Annotated in this window: 29 protein-coding genes; 14 read left to right on the plus strand and 15 right to left on the minus strand. The window is 71.5% G+C overall.

Annotated features, from left to right (window positions below; translation table 11 throughout):
• Nucleotides 1-59 precede the first annotated feature (59 nt).
• Nucleotides 60-1,001 (plus strand): helix-turn-helix domain-containing protein, encoded by a 942-nt coding sequence (locus IM770_RS15670; RefSeq protein ID WP_203582088.1) that lies wholly within the window; start codon nucleotides 60-62, stop codon nucleotides 999-1,001.
• An 84-nt stretch (nucleotides 1,002-1,085) separates the two neighbouring features.
• Nucleotides 1,086-1,421: a cupin domain-containing protein gene (locus IM770_RS15675; protein WP_203582089.1), complete on the plus strand. Its 336-nt coding sequence runs from the start codon at nucleotides 1,086-1,088 to the stop codon at nucleotides 1,419-1,421.
• Nucleotides 1,422-1,446: 25 nt separating this feature from the next.
• Here the strand turns inward: IM770_RS15675 and IM770_RS18115 are convergent, their stop codons facing one another.
• From IM770_RS18115 to IM770_RS15685, 3 genes are all read right to left on the minus strand, one after another.
• Nucleotides 1,447-1,575, minus strand: a complete 129-nt coding sequence (locus IM770_RS18115; protein ID WP_275403185.1) for a hypothetical protein — start codon at nucleotides 1,573-1,575, stop codon at nucleotides 1,447-1,449.
• Nucleotides 1,576-1,670: 95 nt separating this feature from the next.
• Complete coding sequence (locus IM770_RS15680; protein ID WP_203582090.1) at nucleotides 1,671-2,756, minus strand: DNA glycosylase AlkZ-like family protein; 1,086 nt, start codon at nucleotides 2,754-2,756, stop codon at nucleotides 1,671-1,673.
• A 30-nt stretch (nucleotides 2,757-2,786) separates the two neighbouring features.
• Entirely contained in the window at nucleotides 2,787-3,995 is a 1,209-nt protein-coding gene (locus IM770_RS15685) for an epoxide hydrolase family protein (RefSeq protein WP_203582091.1), read from the minus strand.
• 61 nt (nucleotides 3,996-4,056) lie between these two features.
• Between IM770_RS15685 and IM770_RS15690 the strand changes: the two genes are divergently transcribed.
• Nucleotides 4,057-5,037 carry a helix-turn-helix transcriptional regulator gene (locus tag IM770_RS15690; protein WP_203582092.1) on the plus strand — a complete coding sequence of 327 codons (981 nt, stop codon included), beginning with the start codon at nucleotides 4,057-4,059 and terminating at the stop codon, nucleotides 5,035-5,037.
• Here the strand turns inward: IM770_RS15690 and IM770_RS15695 are convergent.
• Nucleotides 5,013-5,615, minus strand: coding sequence for a dihydrofolate reductase family protein (locus tag IM770_RS15695; RefSeq protein WP_203582093.1), 603 nt, complete (start codon nucleotides 5,613-5,615; stop codon nucleotides 5,013-5,015). The genes IM770_RS15690 and IM770_RS15695 overlap by 25 nt on opposite strands.
• A gap of 189 nt (nucleotides 5,616-5,804) precedes the next feature.
• Between IM770_RS15695 and IM770_RS15700 the strand changes: the two genes are divergently transcribed.
• Nucleotides 5,805-6,794 (plus strand): LLM class F420-dependent oxidoreductase, encoded by a 990-nt coding sequence (locus tag IM770_RS15700; protein WP_203582094.1) that lies wholly within the window; start codon nucleotides 5,805-5,807, stop codon nucleotides 6,792-6,794.
• A gap of 30 nt (nucleotides 6,795-6,824) precedes the next feature.
• Here the strand turns inward: IM770_RS15700 and IM770_RS15705 are convergent, their stop codons facing one another.
• The 3 genes from IM770_RS15705 to IM770_RS15715 all read right to left on the minus strand — a co-directional run bounded on the left by IM770_RS15705 (nucleotide 6,825) and on the right by IM770_RS15715 (nucleotide 9,533).
• A complete protein-coding gene (locus IM770_RS15705) occupies nucleotides 6,825-8,054 on the minus strand; it encodes a glycosyltransferase (RefSeq protein ID WP_203582095.1) in 1,230 nt (409 codons plus the stop codon).
• A 45-nt stretch (nucleotides 8,055-8,099) separates the two neighbouring features.
• Nucleotides 8,100-8,867 (minus strand): 23S ribosomal RNA methyltransferase Erm, encoded by a 768-nt coding sequence (gene erm / locus IM770_RS15710; RefSeq protein ID WP_203582096.1) that lies wholly within the window; start codon nucleotides 8,865-8,867, stop codon nucleotides 8,100-8,102.
• Between the two features lie 264 nt (nucleotides 8,868-9,131).
• Nucleotides 9,132-9,533 (minus strand): PPOX class F420-dependent oxidoreductase, encoded by a 402-nt coding sequence (locus IM770_RS15715; RefSeq protein WP_203582097.1) that lies wholly within the window; start codon nucleotides 9,531-9,533, stop codon nucleotides 9,132-9,134.
• 74 nt (nucleotides 9,534-9,607) lie between these two features.
• Here IM770_RS15715 and IM770_RS15720 point away from each other — a divergent pair, with 74 nt between their 5' ends.
• Nucleotides 9,608-10,183, plus strand: a complete 576-nt coding sequence (locus IM770_RS15720; protein WP_203582098.1) for a DUF2510 domain-containing protein — start codon at nucleotides 9,608-9,610, stop codon at nucleotides 10,181-10,183.
• Nucleotides 10,184-10,193: 10 nt separating this feature from the next.
• On the opposite strand, the gene IM770_RS15725 is transcribed toward IM770_RS15720, so the two are convergent.
• From IM770_RS15725 to IM770_RS15740, 4 genes are all read right to left on the minus strand, one after another.
• Complete coding sequence (locus tag IM770_RS15725) at nucleotides 10,194-10,943, minus strand: NUDIX hydrolase (RefSeq protein ID WP_239066312.1); 750 nt, start codon at nucleotides 10,941-10,943, stop codon at nucleotides 10,194-10,196.
• A gap of 110 nt (nucleotides 10,944-11,053) precedes the next feature.
• A complete protein-coding gene (locus IM770_RS15730) occupies nucleotides 11,054-11,644 on the minus strand; it encodes a hypothetical protein (protein WP_203582099.1) in 591 nt (196 codons plus the stop codon).
• Between the two features lie 21 nt (nucleotides 11,645-11,665).
• Entirely contained in the window at nucleotides 11,666-12,811 is a 1,146-nt protein-coding gene (locus IM770_RS15735; protein WP_203582100.1) for a zinc-dependent alcohol dehydrogenase, read from the minus strand.
• 220 nt (nucleotides 12,812-13,031) lie between these two features.
• Nucleotides 13,032-14,327: a M18 family aminopeptidase gene (locus IM770_RS15740; protein WP_203582101.1), complete on the minus strand. Its 1,296-nt coding sequence runs from the start codon at nucleotides 14,325-14,327 to the stop codon at nucleotides 13,032-13,034.
• A gap of 245 nt (nucleotides 14,328-14,572) precedes the next feature.
• Here IM770_RS15740 and IM770_RS15745 point away from each other — a divergent pair, with 245 nt between their 5' ends.
• Nucleotides 14,573-15,556 (plus strand): aggregation-promoting factor C-terminal-like domain-containing protein, encoded by a 984-nt coding sequence (locus tag IM770_RS15745; RefSeq protein WP_203582102.1) that lies wholly within the window; start codon nucleotides 14,573-14,575, stop codon nucleotides 15,554-15,556.
• 110 nt (nucleotides 15,557-15,666) lie between these two features.
• Here IM770_RS15745 and IM770_RS15750 read toward each other — a convergent pair whose 3' ends face one another.
• On the minus strand, nucleotides 15,667-16,011 hold the full coding sequence (locus IM770_RS15750) for a DUF2200 domain-containing protein (protein WP_203582103.1): 345 nt from the start codon (nucleotides 16,009-16,011) through the stop codon (nucleotides 15,667-15,669).
• A gap of 338 nt (nucleotides 16,012-16,349) precedes the next feature.
• On the opposite strand from IM770_RS15750, the gene IM770_RS15755 reads away from it, so the two are divergent.
• A complete protein-coding gene (locus IM770_RS15755) occupies nucleotides 16,350-17,198 on the plus strand; it encodes a glycosyltransferase family A protein (RefSeq protein ID WP_203582104.1) in 849 nt (282 codons plus the stop codon).
• Here the strand turns inward: IM770_RS15755 and IM770_RS15760 are convergent.
• A complete protein-coding gene (locus IM770_RS15760) occupies nucleotides 17,150-18,811 on the minus strand; it encodes an alpha-amylase family protein (protein WP_203582105.1) in 1,662 nt (553 codons plus the stop codon). The two genes, IM770_RS15755 and IM770_RS15760, sit on opposite strands and share 49 nt — an antisense overlap.
• On the minus strand, nucleotides 18,808-19,773 hold the full coding sequence (locus IM770_RS15765; RefSeq protein WP_203582106.1) for a TIGR03885 family FMN-dependent LLM class oxidoreductase: 966 nt from the start codon (nucleotides 19,771-19,773) through the stop codon (nucleotides 18,808-18,810). Before IM770_RS15765 ends, IM770_RS15760 begins: the two co-directional genes overlap by 4 nt.
• Before the next feature lie 341 nt (nucleotides 19,774-20,114).
• On the opposite strand from IM770_RS15765, the gene IM770_RS15770 reads away from it, so the two are divergent.
• The 3 genes from IM770_RS15770 to IM770_RS15780 all read left to right on the plus strand — a co-directional run bounded on the left by IM770_RS15770 (nucleotide 20,115) and on the right by IM770_RS15780 (nucleotide 23,169).
• Entirely contained in the window at nucleotides 20,115-21,620 is a 1,506-nt protein-coding gene (locus IM770_RS15770) for a SulP family inorganic anion transporter (protein WP_203582107.1), read from the plus strand.
• Between the two features lie 122 nt (nucleotides 21,621-21,742).
• Entirely contained in the window at nucleotides 21,743-22,585 is an 843-nt protein-coding gene (locus IM770_RS15775; RefSeq protein WP_203582108.1) for an endonuclease/exonuclease/phosphatase family protein, read from the plus strand.
• On the plus strand, nucleotides 22,582-23,169 hold the full coding sequence (locus IM770_RS15780) for a DUF2238 domain-containing protein (protein ID WP_203582109.1): 588 nt from the start codon (nucleotides 22,582-22,584) through the stop codon (nucleotides 23,167-23,169). The genes IM770_RS15775 and IM770_RS15780 overlap by 4 nt, the downstream gene beginning before the upstream one ends.
• On the opposite strand, the gene IM770_RS15785 is transcribed toward IM770_RS15780, so the two are convergent.
• A complete protein-coding gene (locus IM770_RS15785; protein ID WP_203582110.1) occupies nucleotides 23,135-23,650 on the minus strand; it encodes a metallophosphoesterase family protein in 516 nt (171 codons plus the stop codon). The genes IM770_RS15780 and IM770_RS15785 overlap by 35 nt on opposite strands.
• 229 nt (nucleotides 23,651-23,879) lie before the next feature.
• On the opposite strand from IM770_RS15785, the gene msrB reads away from it, so the two are divergent.
• From msrB to IM770_RS15805, 4 genes are all read left to right on the plus strand, one after another.
• A complete protein-coding gene (gene msrB / locus IM770_RS15790) occupies nucleotides 23,880-24,386 on the plus strand; it encodes a peptide-methionine (R)-S-oxide reductase MsrB (RefSeq protein ID WP_203582111.1) in 507 nt (168 codons plus the stop codon).
• Nucleotides 24,383-24,937 (plus strand): peptide-methionine (S)-S-oxide reductase MsrA, encoded by a 555-nt coding sequence (gene msrA / locus IM770_RS15795; RefSeq protein WP_203582112.1) that lies wholly within the window; start codon nucleotides 24,383-24,385, stop codon nucleotides 24,935-24,937. Before msrB ends, msrA begins: the two co-directional genes overlap by 4 nt.
• A 126-nt stretch (nucleotides 24,938-25,063) precedes the next feature.
• Nucleotides 25,064-25,987, plus strand: a complete 924-nt coding sequence (locus IM770_RS15800) for a hypothetical protein (protein ID WP_203582113.1) — start codon at nucleotides 25,064-25,066, stop codon at nucleotides 25,985-25,987.
• An 88-nt stretch (nucleotides 25,988-26,075) separates the two neighbouring features.
• On the plus strand, nucleotides 26,076-26,531 hold the full coding sequence (locus IM770_RS15805; protein WP_203582114.1) for an SRPBCC family protein: 456 nt from the start codon (nucleotides 26,076-26,078) through the stop codon (nucleotides 26,529-26,531).
• The last annotated feature ends 16 nt before the right edge of the window (nucleotides 26,532-26,547 follow it).

Raw genomic sequence — 26,547 nt, forward strand, 5'->3', positions numbered from 1 at the left:
CGGGTTAGAGTGTCCGGACCGGATCGCGGCCCTGCGACCGGTCGGCCGGAGGGGGCGGATTGGGCGAGCTTCTCACGCTCGCGTCGCGGGACGTCCGCGATGTCGAGGAGACATGGCGGCAGTTCGTGCCCTCTGCGGCGCTGCAACGCGTGGACCCGCGCACGTTCGCCTTCTCGTGGAAGTCCGCCGCCGCTCCAGGCTTCTCGATCGTCAGCTACGGCCTCTCGGCCTCGGTGCAGTCCGCGATCGAGCCGGACGACCAGCTGATGGCGTGCCGTGTGGAATCGCGCGGTGCCTGGGTGGGCACTCCGCGAGGCGACCTGAACGCCGGGATGCCGTGGCTCGCGCTGGACGGGCAGACCAAGGCACGGTGGCAGCGGCACGCCGACGTGCGCGCACTCATCTTCGACCGGACGATGGCTGAGGCCGATGCCCGCCGGATCACCGGCGACGACCGGTTCGTGCTGCGCTCGCCTGCGCTGACGACCTCACCGGTCGGCCGCGACCTGGCGGCGCACTGGGAGCGGGTCTTCCGGCACCTGTCCGCGTCGCTGCTGACGCCCGGGCCGAACTCGCCTCTGATCGAGACGGAGCTCCGTCGTCATGCCTTGCACACCACGCTGGCGGTGTTCTCACCCGGGTTCGGCGATGCGCTCGAGCGCTCGGCCCAGCGGCGGGCGGCTCCGCGCAGCGTCCGCCGAGCGATCGCCTTCATCGAGGCGCACGCGCACGAGCCCATCACGGTCGACGACGTCGCCGAGGCGGCCGGAATCTCCACCCGGGGGCTGCAGTACGCGTTCCGCCGGGCTCTCGATCAGACGCCGACGGACTATCTGCGGCGGCAGCGGCTCGCCGGCGCGCACGCCGAGATGGAGCAGGGCGCCGCAGCGGGCGTCGCCGACATCGCGCATCGATGGGGCTTCTCGAGTGCGTCGCGGTTCGCCAGGCACTACCGCGAGGCGTACGGGCGCACCCCTCGCCAGACGCTGCGCGGAGGCTGAATCCCATTAGTGCGCGGTCCGAGCACGGCACCTGCGAGGGCGCGGGTAGACTCCGGCGCAGCGGAGGCGATGGAGGCGATGCGCATGGACAGCACAGACCTGGCCGACCTGATCGATGAGCTGGCGGCGAAGGCGCGTGAGGCCTCGAGCGGCCGCGCCGCCCGGACGATCCGCGGCGGGCACGAGCACGCCCTGCGCGAGACCGTGATCGCGCTGCGGGCGGGTCACGAACTCGGTGAGCACGAGAGCCCCCATGAGGCGACGTTGCAGGTGCTGCGCGGGCGGGTGCGCCTCGTCGCCGGCGACGACGCCTGGGACGGGGCATCCGGCGATCATCTCACCGTGCCGCCCCAGCGTCACAGTCTCGAGGCGCTGGAGGACGCCGTGGTGCTGCTGACGGTGTCGAACCGCGTGCCGTGAGCCCCGGATCGGGCGCCGCCCGGCCTCAGCCCGGCAGCAACGCAGCGAGGGCGGCCAGCGCAGCACCCGTCAGGCGCTGAGTCGTCCACTCCTCCAGGGGGACCGCGCCGATGGCACGGTAGATCCCGATCGCCGGCTCGTTCCAGTCCCGCACCGTCCATTCGAAGCGGGAGTGGCCCCGCTGGAGTCGCGCCGTCGGCGAGCGTTCGAGGATTCACGCGATCGAGCGTGCCGAGCGGGGCGGCGGGCTCATTGCAGGCCGGTCACCGCGACGCCGAGCCACTCCGCGAGGTCCGTGATCTCGGCGCGCACCATCTCGGTCTCCTCCGGGTCGAACGGCAGGAACTCGTGGACGGCGTTGACCCGGAGCACTTCGCGCTCGCGGTCCACTTCGGCGTCGAGCATCCCGACGAACCGGTCGCCCATCAGGATCGGGTGCGCGAAGAAGCCGTAGCGGCGCTGCGGTTTGGGCTTGAACTGCTCGAGCACGTAGGTGAACTCGAAGAGCTCCTCGAGGCGCCTGCGATCGAACAGCAGGCTGTCGTAGGGGTTGAGGAATGCGACGCGCCCGCCGTCGTCCTCGTCGAGCGCGGCGAGCGCCTCCGGGTCGACGCGGTACTTCACCGTGCTCCCCTCGACGACCGCGGGCTCGCCGGTGTCCTTGCCCACGCCGCTCCACCAGCGGTGCGGTCGAGCGATTCCCGCCGCCTGAAGCCGGCGCTGCTCCAGCAGGCGCTCCGCCTCGTCCTCGTCGTACACCGGCAGGTCTTGCGGATACACGCGCTCCGCGAGGTCCCAGCGGCGGTGACGCCCCTCGCGGCCGACGATCGCCACCTCGCCCTGCCTGCGGAGGAACTCGAGCATGTGTGGCACCTGGTTCGATCCCGACCAGCCGTCGGGCGCCTGGCTCACCTGCGCGGTGTCGGGGATGTCGCTCGCCAGCAGCGGCCCCTCGGCGCGCAGACGCGCCAGCACATCCGACCGGAAGCGCGCGTTCACCTCGAGCCACTGCCGGCTGCTCTCGCGCTGCGGCCACCGCCGCATGCCGGGCAGCAGGAGCGGCAGCAGGCTCATCGGGCGGAACGTTCCGTCGAATTCGAACAGCAGGCGGTCATCCTCGACGACCTTGCGGAGCTGCCCCGGCTCGTACGACCAGCCGATGCGCGACCACAGCACGGTGTGCTCGCACGGTGCGATGGTCGCGGTCGGGTCGATCTTGATGTAGCCCAGCTGCTCGGCGACCTCCACCACGTCGCCGGGGCGGTCGGCGTCGAGCAGCTGGGCGCGCACCACGAGGCGGCGTGCCTGATCGCGGGTGAGCTGGTGCGGGGTCATGGGAAGAAGGTAGCCCGCGACCGGCCGCCCTCACTCGCCGTCCACGACGACGAGCCGGGCGAACGCGTCGAGGTCAGCCACCAGCAGGTCGGGTGTCTCCATCCCCGGGAAGTGACCACCCCGGTCGTACTCGTTCCAGTGCACCATCGCGTGCGCCGGGTCGAGGACGCTTCTCACGGTGTTGTCGGCGGCGAACACCGCGACGCCGGTCGGCGGACCCGACGGCGCCTCGGACCCGGCATCCGTTCCCTGCCCCTGCGCCGCCGCCATCTGCCGGTAGACCTGCATGCCCTCGTAGGTGGCGTGCGCGGAGGAGCCGCCGGCCCCCGTGAACCATGCGATGCTGACAGCGGTGAGCAGCGCGTCGCGATCGACCGCCTCGTCGGGAAGCTCGTGCGCGGGGTCGGTCCACTCGTGGAACTTCTCCGCGATCCACGCGAGCTGCGCGACCGGCGAGTCGGCGAGCGCGTAGGCCAGCGTCTGCGGCCGGGTCGACTGCAGGTGCAGGTAGCCGTACGCGTCCTGCTGGGCCGCGTTGAACCGCTCGGCGCGCTCGCGGTCGGCGCCGGTGAGCGAGGCGGTGTCGATCGGAGGGCCGAACGGCATCGCCGGGGCGGTGCCGGTCATATGGACGCCGATCACGCGGTCGGGGGCGACCATCCCCAGGAGGCCGGCCACACCCGCCCCCGCGTCGGTACCGTGCACCAGGTACCGCTCGTAGCCGAGGCGCTCCATGAGCTCGGCGAAGGCCTGGGCCACGCGGAACAGGTTGCCCCACCCGGCGCCCGCCAAGGGCGTCGAGAAGCCGTAGCCCGGCAGGGAGGGTGCGACCACATGGAAGGGGGTCCGCCGTCCGTCGTCGCCGCTCGCAGGCTCGGTGAGCGGGCCGATGACGTCCGCGAACTCGAAGGGCGTGCTCGGCCAGCCGTGGATCATCAGCAGGGGCACGGCGTCGTCGTGCGACGAACGGACGTGCACGAAGTGCACGACCTGCCCGTCGACGTCGGTCGCGAACTGATCGAGCCGGTTCAGGCGCTCCTCCTGGCCGCGCCAGTCGAAACCCTCGGCCCAGTAGTCGGCCAGGCCGCGCAGATAGTCCGCCGGCACCCCGCGCTCCCACCCGTCGCCGACGGACGCGGAGGGCCAGCGGGTGCGGCGCAGACGGTGACGCAGATCGTCGACGGCGGCGTCGTCGATGTCGATGCGGAAGGAACGGATGTCGTTCGCTGTCGTGTTCATACCCTCACGCTACGACTGAAGGAGGAGCAGTTCGTTCCTCCTTTCGTGGCAATCTGGAGCCGTGCTCGAAACCTCCGCCCGCCTGCTGCGACTGCTCGCGCTGCTGCACGCCCACCCCGATCTGTCGGGGCCCGAGCTCGCCCGACGACTCGATGTGACGACCCGCACGGTGCGCGCGGACGTCGAGCGGCTTCGCGCCCTCGGGTACCCCGTCGAGGCGACGGTCGGCCGCATCGGCGGGTACCGGCTCGGATCCGGCGGCGACATGCCGCCGCTGCTGCTCGACGACGACGACGCGATCGCGGTGGCAGTCGGCCTGCGTCTGGCCGGCACGTCGGGCGTCGCGGGGATCGATGAGACGTCCGTGCGGTCGCTCACCAAGCTCGAACAGGTGATGCCCTCGCGGCTGCGGCATCGGGTCGACGCCCTGCACGGCGCGATCCTCGCGCTCCACGGCACGCCGTCGCCGGTCTCGACCGAGGTGCTCACCGCCGTCGCGACCGCGATCCGTGCGCGCGAGCGCCTGCGCTTCCACCTCGTCGCACCGGACGAGCCGCAAGAGCGCTTCGACGTCGAGCCCCACCGGCTCGTGAGCAGCGAGGGCCGCTGGCACCTGCTCGCGTGGGTCCCCGCCGTGGCCGACTGGCGCCTGTTCCCGCTGGAGCACCTCCGCCCGGTGATCCCCACCGGTCCCCGGTTCTCACCCCGCGGCGAGCCGGACGGGGGCGTTGCCGCGTATGTCGATCGGCAGCTCGGGCGCGCTCACTGGCGCTATCGCGCGACCCTCCGCGCGCACGTCGCCGCCGACGTCCTCCAGCGGCGCATCCCGTCGTCGATCCTCGTGGAGCCGGTCGACGAGTCGACGTGCCTCGTGCACGTCGGCTCGGACGACCCGCACCAGCTCGCGCTGTGGGTCACGATGCTCGACGCGGAGATAGACGTGCTCGACGCCCCCGAGCTGCGCAGCGCTCTGGCCGCGCTCGCCGACCGCCTCGCGCGCGCCGCCAGCGGGCCGGCTCACTCCGACCGCAGCACCCGGTAGCGGACGTGCGTCACGAGCGACGCCTGCCGTCCCGAGATCGGCTCGAGCCGAAGCGGCCCGACCGCCGTGAACGGGCTCAGGCCACCGCCGATGATGCTCGGCGAGATCTGCAGAGCGAGCTCGTCGATGAGCCCGGCTGCCAGGTAGGCGTTCGTGGTCGAGGGGCCGCCGGCGACGTGCACGTCGAGATCGCCCGCCGCATCGCGGGCACGATCCAGGGCGGCGTGGATGCCGTCTGTCACGAAGTGGAACGTCGTGCCGCCGTCCATCTCGACGGACTCGCGCGGATAGTGCGTGAGCACGAAGACCGGCCGGTGATACGGCGGGTCGGATCCCCACCAGCCGCGCCAGTCCCGGTCCCACTCGCCGCGCACGGGGCCGAACATGTTGCGTCCCATGATGTAGGCGCCCGCCGAGACGATGTCGTCGATCTCGGCGCGGTTCTCGTCGGGTGTCTCGAACATCCACCGGTGCAGCGCGTCCTCGGGCACCTCGCCGAACGGACGTTCCTCGGTCTGACGCACGCCGGCGCCGATCCCGTCCAGCGAGATCGACATCGTGGCGACGACGGATGACATTGCGCACCTCCGAGGTTCGTTTCCGCCCACGCTAGCCCGCGGCGTCCGCGCCCGACAGGGCGCCCTCGACGGCGACCTAGCATCGGCACCCCGGGCCCGCAATCCCCCGGCGGCGGGCTCGCGTCGTCCGTATCGTGCCGAAGACCGGCCACCGTCCGGTGGCCGTGCCGCAGACGCGGAGGAGCGATGATGGTGCGATTCGGATACACCCTGATGGGCGAGCAGAGCGGTCCGCGAGAGCTGGTGCGCTATGCGCAGGCGGCCGAGGACGCCGGCTTCGACTTCGAGGTGTCGAGCGATCACTACTCCCCCTGGCTCGTCAGCCAGGGTCATTCGCCGTATGCCTGGACCGTGCTCGGAGCGGTCGCCCAGGCGACGTCGCGCGTCGAGCTCATGACCTACGTCACCTGTCCCACCATGCGCTATCACCCCGCGGTGGTCGCCCAGAAGGCCGCGACCCTGCAGATCCTCAGCGACGGCCGGTTCCTCCTCGGCCTCGGCTCCGGCGAGAGCCTCAACGAGCACGTCGTCGGCCAGGGCTGGCCCAACGTGGACGTGCGCCAGGACCGACTGGTCGAGGCGATCGAGATCATCCGCGAACTGCACTCGGGCGAGCTGCTGACGTACGTCGGCGAGCACTTCCGGGTGGACTCCGCGCGCATCTGGGACGTCCCCGACGCTCCCGTCGAGATCGGTGTCGCGGTCTCGGGGCCGGAGTCGATCGGCGCCTTCGCGCCGCTGGCCGACCACATGATCGCGGTCGAGCCGCAGTCGGAGCTCGTGCAGCAGTGGAACGACGTGTACGGCGCCGAGTCCGGCCTCGGCGCCGGCGACTCCCGCAAGATCGGGCAGGTGCCGGTGTCGTGGGATCCCGACGAGAAGACGGCGATCGAGCGCGCGCACGACCAGTTCCGCTGGTTCGGCGGCGGGTGGCCGGTGAACGCCGACCTGACGACCCCCGCCGGCTTCGAGGCCGCCAGCAAGTTCGTGCGGCCGGAAGACGTGGCCGAGTCGATCGTGTGCGGACCGGATCTCGACGCCATCGCCGAAAGCGTCCGCCCCTACCTCGACGCGGGCTTCACCGACGTCGCGATCGTGCAGATCGGCGACGAGGCACAGGACCGTTTCCTCGCCGAGGCGGCCGAGCCGCTGCTCGAGCGGCTGCGCGCGCTCGGCTGAGCGCAGGTCGCGGCATCCGTCGTCGCCCCATCACGGCGCGGCGACGGCCTCTTCGATGAGGCGGGCGGATGCCGCGGCCCCGTCCTCGTCGGCGAACTCGGCGCGTACGCGCTCGGCGGCGGCCCGAATGCGGGAATCCGACAGCAGCCGCTGGACGGCCGCGGCGAGCGCGGGGGTGCCGGCCTGCTTCGGCGACAGCGCGAGGGCGTTGCCCCGGCGGACGCACTGGTCGACGTTCCACACCTGCTCGGGCTGCAGCCCCATGCCGACGAAGGGGATGCCGGCGGCACACGCCGTCTGCACCGTGCCCTGGCCGCCGTGCAGCACGGCCGCATCGACGAGGCCGCCCAGCCGATGCGCGGGCAGGAGGTCGGTGACGTGCACGTTCGGCGGGAGGTCATCGCCGTCGCGAAGGTAGTGCCGCACCGGCGCCACGACATTGACCGGCAGCGTGCCGAGCTGAGACGCCGCGGCCAGCACCATCTCGCGGTCTGCCGACGAGCCCAGGCCCAGGTACACCAGCGGCTCCTCGCGCGCGGCGAGCTCGGCGACGATCGGCGGCATCGGCGCGTCGAGGTGGGCGAAGATCGGTCCGACCCGCTGATACGCGGCCGGCAGCGTGTAGCCGCGGAGCTCCCACGCCATCACGGTGAGCAGGTTGTGGTCGGCCTCGAGGAGCGACACCACGGTCTTGAGGGGCGGCACGCCGTTGGCCGTCGCGACCCGGGCGAACGCGCGCGGCGCCAGCGGCGCGCGGTTGTACGCCCAGCGCAGCAGGCTCGTCGCGACCCGGTCCGCCGCGTGCGCGACCCGGCCGCTCCCCCGCACCAGGCCGAGGCGCCGGGTCTGCGCCACCTGCGGGCGGGTGAGCGCGAACGGCACTGCGTAGAACAGCGGCACCCGCTCTGCCCGCGCCGAGATCATCGACGTCACGTTGGTGCCGATCACGACGGCTGCAGCATCCGTCTCCCTGATCAGCGCCCGCTCGACGTCGACACGTGCCGAGACGAGTTCGTCGGTGAGCGGGCTGCGCAGCGTCTTGCCCTGGTCGAACCGCATCATCTGCTCGCGCTGCGCGTCGCTCATCGCCGGTTCGCAGGCGCGGTACTCGAAGCCGGCATCGACGATGAGGTGCGCGAAGTCGGACTCGTAGCCCATGAACACCGCGCGGTGCGCGGGGTCGAGGGCCCGCGCCACCTCGATCATCCGCGTGACCTCGGCGAGGTTGAAGGTGATGGGGCAGAAGACGACGGTCGCCATGGACGTCATCCTGTCAGCACGCATCCGAAGCGCGCCAGCGTGCCGTCATCGCCCGCTCACCCGGCACCACAGCCTCGCCCACTGCTCGGCGCCGAGATCACGAGGGAGGCGATCCAGGCCGATGCCGGAGTCCGCGAGGACCGCGCGCGCTCGCGCCCGGGCGAACCCGGCGCTCGTCTGCACGAGCGCGGGCAGTCCGCTCCCCCGCCCGGTGAACATGCGCCGGACGAATCGCTCGTACGCGTCACGCTCTCGCGGATCGACCAGCGGAGCCTCCCGACGCGTGATGCGGAGGATGCCACCGTCCACGCTCGGCATCGGGACGTAGTGGCGCGCCGGCACGCGACCGTGCAGCGAGAAGTCGAACCACGGCGCCGCGGCGGCGGTCATCATCGTGCCGCCGCCCACGCCCGCGCGCTTCCGCGCGACCTCCCATTGCGTGAGGAGGATGGCATGCTGCCATCCGTTCCCCTCCAGCAGGCGACGGAGGATCGGCGTCGTGAGGTGGTACGGCACGTTGCCGACGACGACGGGATGGTCGAGCGGATACCGCAGGGCATCGGCCTGCTGAACGCTCGCGTGCGGCAGACGCCGGCGCAGCGCGCGGATGCGGTGCTCGTCGACGTCTATCGCGGTGAGCTCGCGGCCGAGGCTCGCGAGAGGGACGGTGAGGGCGCCGTCACCGGCACCGATCTCGAGGATCGGACCGCGAGTGGCCGACACCAGGTCGACGATGCCGCGGATGGTCGGGCGATGGGTGAGGAAGTTCTGGCCGAGTTCGTGCCGGCCGCCGTGGGAAGAACGGTTTCGCATGGGAGCGCTCCAGGACGTGGTGGAGCACCCGGCGCACGCCGTGGGGTATCGGCCGAAGAAGCCGGAGGGGCGCGCGACCGGATGCCAGGGCATCCGGATGACGGCGCGCTGCCGCGGTTTGTCGCGAGGGCGCCGTCAGGCGCGGCGCTCGCGGATGAAGCACGGGCACGCCATCATCGGCGCGCTCTTGATCATTCCCATGCGACCAAGTGTACGGGGCTGCGCCGTCGGCGGCGCGCAGCCCCGCGTACGGGTCGGTGCCGCTTACTGCCGAGTGGCCCGCTCGATCGACATGACGAGGATCACGCGGTCCTCCTTGTCGCGCGGCGGCGTGCTGCTCGGGTTGCCATAGCGGTTCTGCAGCCGCACGTAGAAGGCGCCCTCGGGGTCGGGCACGACGTCGACCAGCCGGCCCGCGACTTCGAGGTAGTGGAACGGGTTCTCGGGGTCGAGGATCGACAGCGACATCGAGGGGTTGTGCTGCAGGTTGCGGTACTTCTGCCGGTAGTTCGTGTGGGTGAAGCGCACGTGCTGCCCGTCGAACTCGAACCACATGGGATTGACCTGCACCGAGTCGTTCGGGCGGATGGTGCCGAGGTGCCCGTACACCGGCTGGTCGAGGAGGCGGCGGCGGTCGGCGGGGACGATGTCATCGACGGAGGGCATCCGCCCAGTCTGCCGTGACGGCGGAGGCCGAGGGCCGATCGCCGACGATCCGCGTCACGAACTACCCTCGGACCATGGCGACGCAACCCGCCCCCGGGTGGTACGACGACGGCACCGGCAAGCAGCGCTGGTGGGACGGCTCACGCTGGACCGAGCAGTTCATCGACCTGCGCGAGGCCGACATCGAGCTGCGGACGGATGCCGGACCCGCCGCGTCCGCTCCCGCCGAGCCCGGCTGGTACGACGACCAGCGGGGTCGCACTCGCTGGTGGGACGGCCGGCGCTGGACGGGCGAGGTGCGCTACAGCGGCCAGGAGCAGGACTTCGCCGGCATCGTCATCGACGGACGCTGGATCCACTTCGGCGACCTCAGTCAGCGCGTGAGCGAGGTCGCGGCCTCCGTCGATTCCGGCGACGCGCTGCTGCGCCGCCCGGACTTTACCCGGACGGCCGTCGAGCGACGCCTGTTCGGGCCGGCGGGGCAGATCACCCCGCGCATGCTCAACCGCTCGATCAACCGGATGCTGCCGTACGTGGTGATCGGCGGCGCGCAGGTGTGGGTGGTGCCGTTCGAGCCGCCCCGTGACGCCGAGGCGCGGCGCTTCGCCACGTGGGTCAACTCCAGCGCGGAGCACTACCGCTACCGGTGACCGGGTCGCGTCAGCGGCTGGGCGTCTCGGGCAGCACGAGCGGCAGCTCGCGCGCGTCGTCCCACGGCTCGCTCCAGCCGAGCCGGTCGAAGAGCGCGTCGAGCACCATCCCGGTGAAGCCCCACACCAGGTGCTCGCCGGTCGCGTGCCGGACGAGGAAGCCGGGCCCGCGCCACTCCTGCCCGTCGCGGCGGATGACGGTCACGCCGCGGTTGGCGGGGTCGAGCAGATCTGCCACGGGCGCACGGAAGACGTCGGCGGACTCCGCTTCGTCGACCACGCGGACGGGTGACGGATACCGCCACCACGCCAGCACCGGAGTCACGAGGTGCTGCGAGAACGCGAGCGGGATCTCAGGCAGGACGCCGAGAACCTCGACCCCTGACGGATCCAGTCCGGTCTCCTCCTGGGCCTCGCGCAGCGCCGCATCCTCGGGACCGCCGTCGCCCGGGTCGATCCGGCCGCCGGGGAAGGCGACCTGCCCGGGGTGCGCGCGCAGCGTCGTGGCGCGGGAGAGGAGCAGGACGTCGAGGTCGCGCGAGACCGCGCGGTCGTCGGCATCGTGCGCGCTGGGGTGATCGTCGAGCACGCCGAACAGCATCAGCACCGCCGCCGGGCGCGGGTCGGCCGGCATGGGCAGGTGCAACAGCGGCCCGGTGGTGCCGTGCCGCGCACCCGCGAGGGCGGCCAGCTGTGCGCGGGCGCCCTGCGTCGGGGCGGACTGCATCTCGCCGTGCGGCGGAGTCGTCGGCTGCGGCATCCGTTCAGGCTACGCCGCCCCGGCGACGTCGTGCCGTCGGCCGGGCTCAGCCGACCGGGCCCTGGTAGCCGAGGCCGGCCCGCGACAGCTGGTCCGGTCCGAGAGCGGCGTCAGGACGATGCCTGCCGCCGCCCGAGGACGTGCCGCAGGATCGATCGACCGATGGCGACGACGGTCACGCCGGTGAGGATCCACGGACCGAACACGAGCAGCGGATCGAGCCACATGTGCTTCAGGTCCGCCCGCCCGCGGCCGAAGCGCGACGAGATGGGCCGGTGCCCTCGCTCGCCGAGGATGCCCGACTGGGTGAGCGGGTCGTCGGGCCGGCGTGAGAAGAGCGACCGGGCGTGGGCCGTCGCCGAGTCGATGCGATCGCCCAGGATGAGCAGCAGCCAGTGGGCCGTCTGCCCCTCGCTGTACTTGTCGTAGGCGTACCGCTTCACGGCGCCTGCGACGCCGTGCAGCGGCTGTGCGGTGCCGAAGACAGGCGTGAGCCGGTCGTGCTCCACCGACTTCTCTCGCGGCCCCGAGGCCTGCTGCTGTTCCGGCAGGTCCCAGCGCGCGCCGGTCTCGATGCCCGGCTGCTCGCGCGGGAACGCGGGCCGGTCTGCGGCGGCCAGGTCGGCACCCCAGCCGGGGATGCGGGCGCGGAGTTCCTCCGCGCTGGGCGTGGAGCCGGGCTTGTCAGCGGTGTACGGCATGTCGTCCTCCGTGATCCTGGATCAGGCCGCCGGCACGATGACCGGCTTGATGATGTCGTCGAGCTTCGACGAGAAGATGTGGTACCCCTCCGCGATGTGGTCCAGCGGGATGCGGTGCGTGATCAGCTCGCTGGGCCGCAGGTGGCCGGCGCGGATGTGGTCGAACAGGCGCGGCCACTGCCGCTTCACGGGCGCCTGGTTCATGCGGAGCGTGAGGCCCTTGTTCATCGCGTCGCCGAAGCGGACGGCGCTGAACATCGGACCGTAGGCTCCCATGACCGACACCGTGCCGCCCTTGCGCACCGAGTCGATCGCCCAGTTCAGCGCGACGGGTGAGCCGCCCTGCATCTTGAGCTTCGCCGACGTGAGGTGCTGGATGACGTGACCGTCGGCTTCGGCGCCGACGGCGTCGATCACGACGTCGGCTCCGAGCCCGCCGGTCATCTTCTTGAGCTCGCGGACGATGTCACCCACCTGCGAGAAGGCCACCGTCTCGGCGAAGGCGAAGTCGCGGGCCTTCTCGAGCCGATAGCCGAGGTGATCGACCACGATCACGCGACCGGCGCCCATCAGCCAGCACGAGCGGGCCGCCGCGAGGCCTACCGGTCCTGCCCCGAACACGACGGCGGTGTCGCCCTCGACGATGTCGGCGAGCTGGGCGCCGAAGTACCCGGTCGAGAACGCGTCCGTCAGCAGCAGCGCGTCCTCGTCGGGGATGTCGTCGGGGATCACCGTCGGCCCGACGTCGGCGAAGGGCACCCGCACGAGCTCGGCCTGACCGCCGTCGTAGCCGCCGGTCGAGTGCGAGTAGCCGTAGATACCGCCGATCGCGGTGGCGTTGGGGTTGACGTTGTGGCAGTTGGAGAAGAGCCCGCGGGCGCAGAAGAAGCACGAGCCGCAGTAGATGTTGAACGGCACCATCACCCGGTCGCCGACCTGGAGGTTCTGCACCGAGCCGCCGACCTGCTCGACTGTGCCGATGAACTCGTGGCCGAACGTGTGGCCCACCCGGGTGTCGGGCATCATGCCGTGGTAGAGGTGCAGGTCGGACCCGCAGATCGCGGCCAGCTCCACCCGCACGATCGCGTCGTTCGGGTGCTCGATCTTCGGGTCGGGCTTCTCCTCGACGCGGAGCTTGTACGGTCCGCGGTACGTCATCGCCTTCATGCGCGCCTCCAGGTGTTTCAGAACACCCTGCGCGGGCGGCGCGGACTCACGGAGGGGGTTGCGCTCGCGCCGATCACCTGCCACGCACGTGAACCGCCCGCCGCGCCATCGCGCCCGAGCACAGAATCGGAGGTGTCCGGCGACACGCCGGGGTGCGGCATCCGTTCTCGGCGTGTCGCCGGAGAGCTCCGATTCTGTGCCCCGCCGCGCGGGACGGCGGTCAGCCGCGGAAGAACGTCTCGGCGACCCGCGCGAGGTCCCAGAGGTCGCTCACGCCGGCGAGCTCGCGGGCGGAGTGCATCGAGAGGATCGGGATGCCGACGTCCACGGTGCGGATGCCCAGACGCGTCGCGGTGATCGGCCCGATCGTCGACCCGCACGGCACCGCGTTGTTCGAGACGAACTCCTGACTCGTGACCCCGGCCTGGGCGCACCAGCCGTTCCAGGCGGCAGCGCCGGCGGCATCGGTCGCGTAGCGCTGGTTGGCGTTGATCTTGAGGATCGGGCCCGACCCGAGCACCGGCCGCACCACGGGGTCGTGCTTCTCGGCGTAGTTCGGGTGCACGGAGTGGCCGACATCGCTCGAGATGCACCACGACGCGGCGAGGGCGCGGAGCTGCTGCTCGCGGTCGGCGCCGAGAGACAGCCAGAGCCTCTCGAGGACGTCCGAGAGGAACGGCCCCGCCGCGCCGGAGCGCGTGCCCGAGCCGACCTCTTCGTGATCGAAGACGGCGAGCATCGCGATGTGGTCGGCGTCGTACCCGTCCGCCGCGCGCTCGAGCGCGACGACCCCGGCATGCACCGACGCGAGGTCGTCGAGTCGTCCCGACGCGAAGAAGACGTCGTCGTGCCCGAAGACGGCGCCGCGCGCGGAGTCCGCCGTCATGATGTCGTAGCCGCGGATGCGTGCGGCATCCACGCGCGCCGCGCGAGCCAGCTCGCCGAGGAGGTCGGCGGACTCGGTCGTGCCGAGTCCCCACACGGGCTGGGTCTGCGACTGCTTGTCGAGCGCGAGGCGGTCGTTGGCCTCGCGGTCGAGGTGGATCGCGAGCTGTGGCAGCCGCAGCAGCGGGCCGGTCGCCGCGAGCACGCTCGTGCCGTCCTCGAGCACGAGGCGTCCGGCCAGGCGCAGCTCACGGTCGAGCCACGAGTTCAGCAAGGGTCCGCCGTAGACCTCCACGCCGGCCTGGAGCCAGCCGAGCCGGCCCGTGGTCGGCCGCGGCTTCAGCTTGAAGCCGGGCGAGTCGCTGTGCGCTCCGAAGATGCGCACGCCCGTGGCCGCGGTCGCCGATGGCGGAACCACCCACGCGATCGCCGCACCGTCGCGCACCACCACATACCTTCCGCCCTCCGGCGCCGGCCACGCGTCTGCCTCGTCGAGCCGCGCGAATCCCGCCCGCTCGAGACGGTCGGCGACCTCGGCCGCGGCGTGGAAGCTCGACGGCGACGCCGCCACGAACGCGGCCAGGTCCTCGGCGTGCGCGAGCGCGGCGGTGGGTGCGGTGGATGAGGGCACGAGCAAGCCTCCTCGGGCGATGGGCGGTGGTTCGATCGTAGTTCGGAGGGGCTTCACAGCCGCCTCCGCGACCCCTGCGCGACCCGTTGATCTGGCCTTTTCAGCGTTCGCGCTCACATGTAACGTTCAGGTAACGCACCGGAACCGTCCAGAAAAGCCGTAAAGACTCGGGGACTTGTGTCCGCCCGAACGGTCACGACGCGCCTCCCGATGGCGCACATCGTCGATACGGAACCCGGTTCTTCATGCGCAGCCATACGTCTCTCCTTCCTTCCCGTCGCACCGCGCGACGTGCCGAACGACGCATCCGCCGCCGCCCGGCTCTCGTCGCCGCGACGCTCGCGATCGGGGTTCTGGCCACCGCCGGCTTCACCACTGCGGCCCCCGCGACGCAGGCCGAGGCATCCGGTTCCCTGACCAACTTCGCCCTCGCGTCGTACACGACAGCGACGCCCGAGGTCGCCGCCGAGCAGGCCGCGCCGACGGCGTTCGAGAAGGCGGTCGCCGACGCCGACGCGGCCCGGACCGCGGCGACGACCGTCGCGTCGGACATCGCGTCGTCGGGCCTCGACGTCGGCAGCACCGAGACGACCGTCGACACGGCCGAGCTCGAGGCTGCCGTGGAGCAGCTCCGCCGCGCCCAGACCCTTCCTGCGATGTACTCGACCGAGATCACCGAGACCGTGACGACGCTCACGGCGTCGGTCAGCGAGCAGGCACAGGGCCTCCGTGGCAAGCTCGACGCCGCCATCGCGCTGAAGGCGCAGCAGGAGGCGGAGGAGAAGGCACGCAAGGAGGCCGAGGCCGCCGCAGCCGCCAAGGCCGCAGCCGAGGCGGAGGCTGCCGCCGCCGCGAAGAAGTCGTCCTCGTCGTCGGCCGCGCCGCGCCCGGTGTACGCCACCGGCGGCGCCGTGGGAGGAACCAGCCCCGCCGACGCCCAGGCGACCGCCCGCGCGATGCTCGGCGGCTACGGCTGGGGCGACGACCAGTTCGGATGCCTCGTGTCGCTGTGGCAGAAGGAGTCGGGCTGGAACTACCAGGCCTACAACCGCTCGAGCGGTGCCTTCGGCATTCCGCAGGCGCTCCCCGGCAGCAAGATGGGCAGCGCCGGCGCCGACTGGCAGTCCAACCCGGCGACGCAGATCGCGTGGGGTCTCGGCTACATCTCGGGCCGCTACGGCAGCCCGTGCGGCGCGTGGGGCCACTCGCAGTCGACCGGCTGGTACTGAGTCCCGCACCACGGGCAGAGGCGTCGCACCGCCCCTGGCATTCGAAGAGGGCACGTCCACGAGGACGTGCCCTCTTCGTCGTCTGCGCCACCGGAACCCGGCGGCCGCGGTCAGGGCGTCCGGAGGATCTTCGCCATCGCCTTGCCGCGGGCGAGCTCGTCGACGAGCTTGTCGAGGTAGCGGATCTTCTGCATCAGCGGGTCTTCGATCTGCTCGACCCGCATGCCGCAGATCACGCCGGTGATGAGCGAGGCGTTCGGGTTCAGGTCGGCGTCGGCGAAGAAGTCCTCGAAGGTCGTGTGCTCGTCGAGGTGGCGCTTCAGATCGGCGTCGTCGAAGCCGGTGAGCCACTCGATCACCTCGTCGACCTCTTCGCTCGTGCGCCCCTTCTTCTCGACCTTCGTCACGTAGAGCGGGTAGACCGAGGCGAAGCTCATCGAGTAGATGCGGTGCATGCCGCCAGGCTAACGCCGCGTCCCCCGGCACGTCAGCGGCGGACGCCTCCGGATCACGCCGGAACAGCGATGGTCCCGGTGGGGTAGCCCTCCCCACCGGGACCATCCGCGCGTATCGCGGGAGTCTGGCCGGCGACCCGAACGCCGATGCTCGACCGTCTCGCGCTGAACTGCCTTCCTTGCCCTGCCAGCCTAGGTCGCGGCATCCGCGGCCACCTGCCCGTTGACACGCCCCCGCCCGTCCTGCTACCGCTTCGGGAGCCCGGAAACGATGCGCGCCACGCGCTCCCTGAGTCAAGTCCCTTCTTCCGGGAGCCCGGCTGCGGTGGACTCGGAAAATGACCGACCCCGTGAGCATCTCCGTCGTCATCCCGGTGAAAGACGACGACACCGAGCTCGCGCGGTGCCTCCAGGCTCTGGCCCGGCAGACGCGCCCGGCCGACGAGGTGATCGTGGTCGACAACGGATCGACGGATGCCTCGGCCGGCGTCGCACGCGCGCTGGGCGCCCGCGTCGTCCGCTGCGACGCCCCGGGCATCCCCGCGGCGAGCGCGACCGGATACGACGCCGCCGTCGGGGATCTCATCCTGCGGCTCGACGCGGACTGCGTGCCCGATGCCGCATGGGTGGGCGCGATGGCCGATGCCTTCGCCGCGCGACCCGACGTCGCGGCGTTCACCGGCGGCGCGCGCTTCCTCGACGGTCCGCGCGTGCTCCGCACCCCGCTCGCGGCGGTGTACCTCGGCGCCTACGCGGCGGTCATGATGCCGACGCTCGGGCACCTTCCGCTGTTCGGCTCGAACCTGGGGATGCGGCGCGCGGTGTGGCGCGGCATCCGCTCGTCCGTCCATCGTGACGATCCCGACCTGCACGACGACATGGACCTCGCCTTCCACCTCGGCGAGTTCGGCCGCGTCCGGCTCCTCCGCGGCGCGACGATGGCGATGTCGATGCGGCCCTTCACGAGCGACGGCGCGTTCGGCCGCCGCGTCGCACGAGGGCTCCGCACGGTGCTGGTGCACTTCCCGCGCGACTTCCCGCCCGTGCGCTGGATGCGCCGGGCGCTGCGCGCGGCGCTCCGCCCGGCACCCGGCCCGGTCTCTCGCGAACGACGCTCACCGAGGGCCGCAGCGAGGCGCTACGACACGCGGCCGTCGCCCACGCGCGACACCCTCAGCCACCGGTAGCCGTACGGCGGCACCTCGATCTCGACGGCGCCGCGCTCGTCCAGCGGAATGCGGTCTGCGCCCAGCAGGTCGACGAGCTTGGTGCCTTCGGGCTCGTCCTTCAGGGCGAACCGCGTCGTCGCCGGCACGTCGGCGAAGTTGTGGATCGCGACCATGCGGCCGACGTCGGCGCGCAGCGAATGCACGAGGATCGCCTCGACGGGCTGGTCCAGCACCTCGAACTCGCCCCAGCCGAGCTCGGGCGAGATGCGGTAGCGCGACGTGAGGTCGCGGAAGAAGTGCAGCAGCGAGTCGCGGTCCTCGATCTGGTCGGCGACGTTGACGTGCTCCGGCGCGTAGCCGTCGCCCGGCGGCTGCGCCACCAGCCTCGACGGCGGAGCCTGCGAGAACCCGCCGTTCTTCTCCCCCGTCCACTGCATCGGCGTGCGCACGGCGCTGCGACCGGGGATGTCGATGTTCTCGCCCATCCCGATCTCTTCGCCGTAGAACAGCACCGGCGTGCCGGGGAGTGCGAACATGAGGCTGTACGCCATGCGGATGCGGCGCGGGTCGGCGAGCATCGGGGGCAGCCGGCGCGTGATGCCGCGCCCGTAGACCCGCTGCCGCTCGTCCGGTGCGAACGCCTCGAAGACCTCTTCGCGCTCGTCGTCGCTCAGCTTGTCGAGGGTCAGCTCGTCGTGGTTGCGCAGGAAGTTCGCCCACTGCACCTCGACGGGCAGCCCCGGCCGCGAGGTGATCGCCTTGATGAGCGGCGCAGGGTTCTGACGCGCGAGCGAGAGGTAGAACGCCTGCATGCCGATGAAGTCGAACTGCATGGAGAGCTCGCTCGCGTCCTGCCCGCCGAAGTAGTCGACCTGCTGGTCGTACGGCAGGTTCACCTCGCCCAGCAGGATCGCCTCGCTCGCGCGCCGCTGCAGGAACCGCCGGAAGTCGCGCAGCAGCTCGTGCGGGTCCGCGATCTCCGCGCCCTGCGGCATCTCGAGGAAGAACGGCACCGCGTCCACCCGGAAGCCCGACACCCCCATCTGCAGCCAGAACCCGATCACGCGCGCGAGCTCGTCGCGCACCGCGGGGTTGGCGATGTTCAGATCGGGCTGGTGCTCGTAGAAGCTGTGCTGGTACCACTGCCCCGAGGCCTCGTCCTTCGTCCAGATGCCGTCGGCCTCGCCGGGGAAGACGGTGTTCTTCTGGCCCTTGGGCGGCGGGTCGTCGCGCCACACGTAGTAGTCGCGGTACGGCGAGTTCACGCTGCGCTTGGCCTTGACGAACCACGGGTGCCGGTCGGAGGTGTGGTTGACGACGAGATCGACGATCACGCGCATGCCGCGGTCGTGGGCGGTGCGGATCATCTCGACGAGCTCGCCGTGGTTGCCCAGCCGCGGATCGACGCCGTAGAAGTCGCTGACGTCGTAGCCGTCGTCGCGATCAGGGGTCGGGTAGAACGGCATGAGCCAGATGCACGTCACGCCGAGCTGCGCCAGGTAGTCGATCCGCTGCGCGAGACCGCGCATGTCGCCAGTGCCGTCGCCATCGGCGTCGAAGTACGTCTCGACGTCGAGGCAGTAGATGATGGCGCTCTTCCACCACAGGTCGCTGGTGTCGGTGATCTTCATCGGTTCTCCTTGAGACGGGGAAGGATGCCGGAGGCCGCCGCATCGAGGAAGTACTCCTGCTCGCGGCCGACGTGGTGGAGGTAGACGCGGTCGAAGCCGATGCGGGCGAGCTCGGCGATCCGCTCGGCCAGCGAGACCGGGTCGGCGTCGACGAGCACCGCCTGGCGCAGCTTCGCCTCGTCCACCTCCCCGACCGCGGCGTCGAAGTCCTCGGGCTGCTCGAGATCCCACGCGAGCGGCGGCGAGATCAGGCCGTTGCGCCACTGGTCCTTCGCGATGGCGTAGGCCTCGGCATCCGTCTCGGCGATGCTCACGTGCACCTGCAGGGCGCACGGGCCGGTGCCGCCCTGCGAGCGGTAGGCGTCCACCACCCGCTCGAGCGCGTCGGGGGCCTGCACGACCGTGGCGAGCCCCTCGGCCCACGACGCGGCCCACGCCGCCGTCTCGGGGCTCACGGCCGTCGCGAGGAGCGGCGGCGGCGCGACGGGCCTCGTCCACAGCCGCGCCCGGTGCACGGTCACGAGCCCCTCGTGCGTCACTTCCTCGCCCGCCAGCAGCCGGCGGATCACGTCCACGCTCTCGCCCAGCCGCTGGGTGCGCACGTCCTTCGGCGGCCACGGATCGCCGGTGATGTGCTCGTTCATCGCCTCGCCGCTGCCGAGCGCCGCCCAGAAGCGTCCGGGGAACATCTCCTCGAGCGTCGCGAACGCCTGAGCGGCGATCGCGGGGTGGTAGCGCTGCCCCGGGGCGTTGACCATGCCGATCGTGAACTCCGTGCGGGCGAGGGCGGCGCCCAGCCAGCTGAACGCGAAGCCGGACTCGCCCTGCCGCGGGTTCCACGGCGCGAAGTGGTCGGAGCACATGGCCCCGTCGAAGCCGGCGGCCTCGGCCCGCTGGACAGCCGTCAGCAGCTCGCTCGGGAGGATCTGCTCATGGGACGCGTGAAAGCCTATGAACACCATCCCCCGAGTCTGCCGAGGCCCCCTCGATCCCGGGAGGCTCTTGAGATCCGGTGCGGTGTCGGATAAGTCGCGCGGACGCTGCCGCACCGCGGCGCGGGCGGGGTTCGGACCACGCCGCGGGCCGGGGAGACCCCGCCACGCCGCGGGCCGGGGAGACCCCGCCACGCCGCGGGCCGGGGAGACCCCGCCACGCCGCGGGCCGGGGAGTCACCGCGGCCCGGCGCCGGAAGGCACCGCGAGACGCCGCGACTAGAGTCGATGGTGCTGCGCGGGTCGCGGCATCCCTCCACTTCCCCACCCCCTGCGGGCGCAACGGTGCGCACGAGAACCGAGGAGCAGCCGTGTCCACCGTCGCCGAATCCGCCGACCGCTACCGCATCGAGCCGACCGTGCGGCAGGCGCTGCGGCGCCCCCGACTTCTCACCCGAGAGGTGCTCGCCGGGCTCGTGGTCGCCCTGGCGCTGATCCCCGAGGCGATCGCCTTCTCCGTCGTGGCGGGCGTCGACCCGCGCGTGGGCCTGTTCTCGTCGTTCGTGCTGGCGGTCGTCATCGCCTTCACCGGCGGCCGCCCCGCGATGATCACGGCCGCGGCCGGCGCCGTCGCCCTCGTGATCGCTCCGGTCGCGCGCGAGCACGGCCCCGACTACCTCATCGTCACGATCGCGCTGGCGGGCATCATCCAGGTGCTGATGGCGGTGCTCGGCGTGGCGCGGCTGATGCGGTTCATCCCCCGCAGCGTCATGGTCGGCTTCGTCAACGCGCTGGCGATCCTCATCTTCCTCTCGCAGCTGCCGCAGCTGATCGACGTGCCGTGGGCCGTGTACGTGCTCGTCGCCGTCGGCCTCGGCATCCTGGTCTTCTGGCCGCGCCTCTCGCGCGCCATCCCCGCGCCGCTCGTCGCGATCGTGCTCCTCACGGTGGCCGTCGTCGTGTTCGGCCTGTCGGCGGTGCCGAATGTCGCCGACCAGGGCGAGCTGCCGCGGAGCCTTCCCGAGCTGCTGATCCCGAACGTGCCCTTCACGTGGGAGACGCTCGAGATCGTCGCGCCGTACGCGTTCGCCGCCGCGCTGGTCGGCCTTCTCGAGTCGCTCATGACGGCGAAGCTCGTCGACGACATCACCGACACGCACTCGCGCAAGACCCGTGAGGCGTGGGGCCTCGGCGTCGCCAATGTCGTGTCGGCCTTCTTCGGCGGCACCGGCGGGTGCGCGATGATCGGCCAGACGATGATCAACGTCAAGACGTCGGGCGGCCGCACCCGCATCTCGACGTTCTTCGCCGGGGTGTGGGTGCTGATCCTGGTCGTCGTGCTCGGCGACATCGTCGGGCTCATCCCGATGGCGGCGCTCGTCGCGGTGATGATCGTCGTGTCGTTCATGACCTTCGACTGGCACAGCATCCGACCGTCGACCCTGAAGCGGATGCCGGTCAGCGAGACGCTCGTGATGCTCGTCACCGTCGTGGCCACGGTGTGGACCCACAACCTCGCGGTCGGCGTCATCCTCGGCGTGCTCGCGGCCATGGTGCTGTTCGCCCGGCGCGTGGCGCACTTCACGACCGTGACGCGCACCGTCGAGGACGGCACGGCCCGCTACGTCGTCGACGGCGAGCTGTTCTTCGCCTCGAGCAACGACCTCACGACCCAGTTCGCGTACTCCGCCGATCCCGCCCGCGTCGTCATCGACCTGTCGCGGACGCATGTGTGGGATGCCTCCACGGTCGCCGCCCTCGACGCGATCGTCACGAAGTACGAGCAGCGCGGCACGACCGTCGAGCTGCACGGCATGAGCGACGCGGCCGCCTCGTTCCATGGACGGCTGAGCGGCGGGCTCGGCTCGGCCGGGTAGCCGCAGCCTGCGCACGGCGGGTTCCCTCCGATCACCCTTGGCGCGTCCCGGCCGGCTGCGCAACCCCTTTCAACGGCACCCCTCCCCCGCGTACGGTGACCAGAGCAGACGCGAGGAGGGCCATGGCCGACGATCCTGCCGGCGGGCCGCTCATCGGGCCGGTCCCGGCGCCCGCGCTCCATGTGATGTCGTTCAACATCCGCCGGCGCATGACCGGCCTCTCGTGGCGACGCGCCGACCGCTGGCGCCACCGCGCCCCGGCGGTGCGGGCGCTGCTGCAGCAGGAGCAGCCGACGATCCTCGGCACGCAGGAGACGATGCCCGACCAGGCGCGCGCAGTGCTCGCGGCGCTCGGCGGCCGTTACCGCTTCGTGGGCCGCGGTCATGGCCGCGACGGACGCGGCGAAGGGTGCCCGCTGTTCTTCGACGACGAGCGGCTGGAGCTCGAGGACTGGGAGCAGACCGCGCTGTCGAACCATCCGTGCAAGTCCGGCTCGCGCACCTGGGGCAACTTCATCCCCCGGATCGCGGTCACAGCCCGCTTCCGCGACCGCGTCACCGGCGACTCCTTCATCGCGGTCAACACGCACCTCGATCCGTTCTCACCGCGCTCGCGCGTGCGCTCGGCGGACGCCCTGAAGACGATGGTCGGCTCCGGCCCGGCCGTGTTGACCGGCGACCTGAACGCCGGAGCCGGGTCTCGGACCCTGCGCGAACTGCTCGACGACGGGCTGCGCGACTCGTGGGCCGTCGCGGAGCAGCGCGTGACGGCATCCGTCGGAACCTTCGTCAACTACCGCGCACCGCGACCCGATCGCGCACGCATCGACTGGATCCTCGTCACGCCGGGAGTGGCGGTCGAGCGGGCGGCGATCAACGCCCGGGTGTTCGGCGGCGTGTGGCCGTCGGACCACCTCCCCGTGCACGCGGTGATCGCCCTCCCCGTCGGACGGGGCCACGCATGATCGAGCGCTTCCTGCGGCCCCCGCGCCGCCCCGGCGAGTGGGTCGCGGACGTGATCCGGCTCGTCGGCGTGCTGAGCGTCGCCGCCACCTTCATCTGGTGGGAGCCGTCCGACGCCGGCATCATCGCGCTGTCGCTGCTCGCCCTCGTCGTGCCGCGATTCGCCGGCGCGCGTGCCGGATTCGACATCGTGTTCTGCGTGACCGTGCTCGTCGCCGCGTGGAGCAACGTGCTGGGCCTCTACGAGTCGATCGCGCTGTGGGACCTCGTCGTGCACTTCGTCTGCACCGGCGTGCTGGCGGCGATGACGTACCTCGTGCTCGCGCGCCTCGGCATCGTGCCCTCGCCGCTCGCCGACGGAGCGCGGCGCGCGACCCCGGTGGTGCTGGTGACCGCCCTCGGCCTCGCACTCAGCGCCGTCTGGGAGATGGTCGAATGGGTCGGCTGGAGGTTCGTGTCCGACGAGATCTTCGTGAGCTATCAGGACACGATCGGCGACATGGCCGCCGGCGGACTCGGCGGACTCCTCGCGGGTGTCGTGGTGTCGAGGGTCAGGCTGACGGACGATCCGGCGCGACCTCGATGAGCCGCACGTCCACGAGGTCGCCGTCCGCGACCACGGCGGTCATCATCGTGTGCACGGGCTGACGGCGTCGGTCGGTGGGCGAGCCCGGGTTCAGCAGCCGCAGGCCCCGGGGCGTCGTGGTATCCCACGGGATGTGGCTGTGACCGAAGACGAGCACGTCCGCGTCGGGGAGCGCGGCCTCCATGCGCGCCTCGCGCCGCTTCGCGTCGCCCGTCTCGTGCACGACCGCGAAGCGCACGCCGTCGATCGTGCGCTGCGCCATCTCGGGAAGCCGCGCGCGGAGGTCGGGGCCGTCGTTGTTCCCCCACACGCCCAGCACGTCGCCGTGCTGCTCCAATTCGTCGAGAACGGATGCCGCGACCCAGTCGCCGGCGTGGATCACGAGGTCGGCGGCGTCCGCTGCGCGCAGCACCGCGCCCGGCAGCCGCCGGGCCCGCCCGGGGATGTGGGTGTCGGAGATGAGCAGCAGCCGCGTCGCCATGCCCTTGATTCTCGCCCCCCGGCGCGCCGCGAAGATCGGAGATCCCGCCGGAATCGGCCCGATCCGGTGAATCCGTCCGATCTTCGCGGGATCGCCGATCTCGGCGGCCCGCGACCACGCGACCCGGCCCAGAACTCGAAGCTCGCTCCCAGGTTCGCGGGACCAAAACCGGCGAGGCTGCCGTTCTCTCCTATGACGCCGCAGCCAGCGGCGTCGAACTGGAGGAATCGTGAGCAACGACTACCGCAGAACCCCCGAGGCGCTGAGCCGCCTCACCGATGTCCAGTACCGCGTGACCCAGGAGGACGGCACCGAGCCGGCGTTCCGCAACGCGTACTGGAACAACCACGAGCCCGGCATCTACGTCGACGTCGTCTCGGGCCAGCCGCTCTTCTCGTCGACCGACAAGTACGACAGCGGAACCGGATGGCCGAGCTTCACCAAGCCCATCGAGCCCGACGCCGTCTCGACCAAGAAGGACTGGAAGCTGCTGCTGCCGCGCACCGAGGTGCGCTCATCGGGCGCCGACAGCCACCTCGGTCACGTCTTCGCCGACGGCCCCCGGCAGGCCGGTGGCCTGAGATACTGCATGAACTCGGCCGCACTGCGCTTCGTGCCCGCCTCGTCGCTCGACGACGAGGGCTACGGCGCCTACCGACACCTCTTCGACAGGCTCAGCGACCAGCGCACCGAGTCCCACGATCACAACCCCGAGAACCAGGAGCACGCATCATGACCAGCGGTCCCTTCGACACCGGCGAGATCACCCGCACCCCCGGCACCGAGACGGCCGTCCTCGCCGGCGGCTGTTTCTGGGGCATGGAGGACCTCATCCGCCGCCAGCCCGGGGTGCTCGACACGCGCGTCGGCTACACCGGCGGCGAGAACGCCCACGCGACCTACCGCAAGCACCCCGGGCACGCCGAGGCGGTCGAGATCGTCTTCGACCCCGAGAAGACCACCTACCGCGACATCCTGGCGTTCTTCTTCCAGATCCACGACCCGTCCACCAAGGACCGCCAGGGCAACGACATCGGCTCGAGCTACCGCTCGGCGATCTTCCCGCTGTCCCCCGAGCAGGAGCGGGTCGCGCGCGACACCATCGCCGACGTCGACGCGTCGGGGCTGTGGCCGGGCAAGGCCGTCACCACGATCGAGCCCGAGGGCCCGTTCTGGGAGGCCGAGCCCGAGCACCAGGACTACCTGATCCGCATCCCCAACGGCTACACCTGCCACTTCCCGCGTGCGGGCTGGGTGCTGCCCAAGCGCGCCGACGCCACGGCGTAAGCACTGCGGAACGGATGCCGCGACCCGGCCGGGTCGCGGCATCCGTCGTCTTCCCGTCCGTATCACCCGGCCGCCGCCGCCCCTCCTCGCAGTGTCGTGCACTGCGCAACGGTGAGGAGGCGCGACGTGGCAGAGGCAGCACACCCCGGGTCGGGCATCGGCGATGCCTCGTGGCTGACGTGGCTGAAGATCCAGCTCGCGCGCATCCCCAACGCCGCACGTCTGCGGGCCGCCGAACGGCATGACGACGCACTGGAGGAACCGCCGGTCGGCCTGCTGCAGGACGACGACCCCGACTTCCGCGAGGCGGCGCGCACGGTCGCGACGCTCGCGCCCGCACAGTTCGGCCGGCTCAACGAGGTGCGGCTCCGAGGCTGCTTCATCCTCCGCGGCGACGATGTGCGCACGCTCGACGAGCTCGTGCACGAGGCGGTGCGCATCGCGGCCGCCGGATTCGCCGCAGACCCCGAGCCGCGGCGCGCCGACATCGCGGCGCTCGACGAACGGCTGGCGTTCGCCCATGACTTCCTCACTCGCCGCGAGGGCGAGATCGCCCGGCGCCGATACGCGCGCGGTCTCTTCCGCGGCGTCGCGCTCACGTTCCTCGTGCTCGTGGGAGGGCTGGGCACCGCCGTGATGGCGCTCTGGCGCAACGGGTCCATCCCGTTCGACCAGGCGGACGCGGTGCGCGACGTCCTCGTCGCGGTGGGCGCCGGAGCGGCGGGAGCCTGCGTCAGCGTGCTCCTGCGCATGCACCGCATGCAGCACCTCACGATCGAGGTCGCCGACAGCGGCATCGCCATGTACCGGGTCTTCCTCGGCTGGTTCTTCGCCGCCGCGATCGTGTTCCTGCTCAAGAGCGGACTGCTCTCCGACGCCTTCGTCATTCCCGAAGGGCGGATCGAGAGCTGGTTCTTCTGGGGCGCCGTCGGCTTCCTCGCGGGGTTCAACGAGCGGTGGGCCACCAACCTCATCTCGCGCGATCCCGAGGGCGGCGGATCGGGCACCGCCGCCGACGGCGGGACGACCGGCGCGACCGTCAAGAAGTGAGGTCGCGGCATCCGTCGTCTCTTCTAGATGCCCGCCGCGCTCACGTCAAGGGGATGCGAGGAGGCGGGGCGGCGCGCACGCTGGAGACATGACGCAGATCATCGAGACCATCGACGTCGACGTGCCCGTCACGATGGCGTACAACCAGTGGACGCAGTTCGAGAGCTTCCCCCACTTCCTGGACGAGGTCGAGTCGATCACGCAGATCGACGACACCCACAACCACTGGAAGGTGAAGATCGGCCCGTTCGAGCGCGAGTTCGACACCGAGATCACCGAGCAGCACCCCGACGAGCGGGTCGCGTGGCGCAGCATCGGCGGCGAGACCGCCCACGCCGGCGTCGTGACGTTCCACAAGCTGGACGACGACAAGAGCCGTGTGACGGTGCAGATCGACTGGGAGCCGACCGACGCGATCGAGAAGCTCGGCTCGCTCGTCGGCGCCGGCAAGCACGCCGTGAAGAAGGATCTCGAGAACTTCAAGAAGTTCATCGAGAGCGCCCCGCGCGAGACGGGCGCGTGGCGCGGCGACGTGCCCCGCTGAGGTACGACGCGAGGTG

This window comes from Microbacterium hibisci (assembly GCF_015278255.1).
Lineage (GTDB): Bacteria > Actinomycetota > Actinomycetes > Actinomycetales > Microbacteriaceae > Microbacterium > Microbacterium hibisci.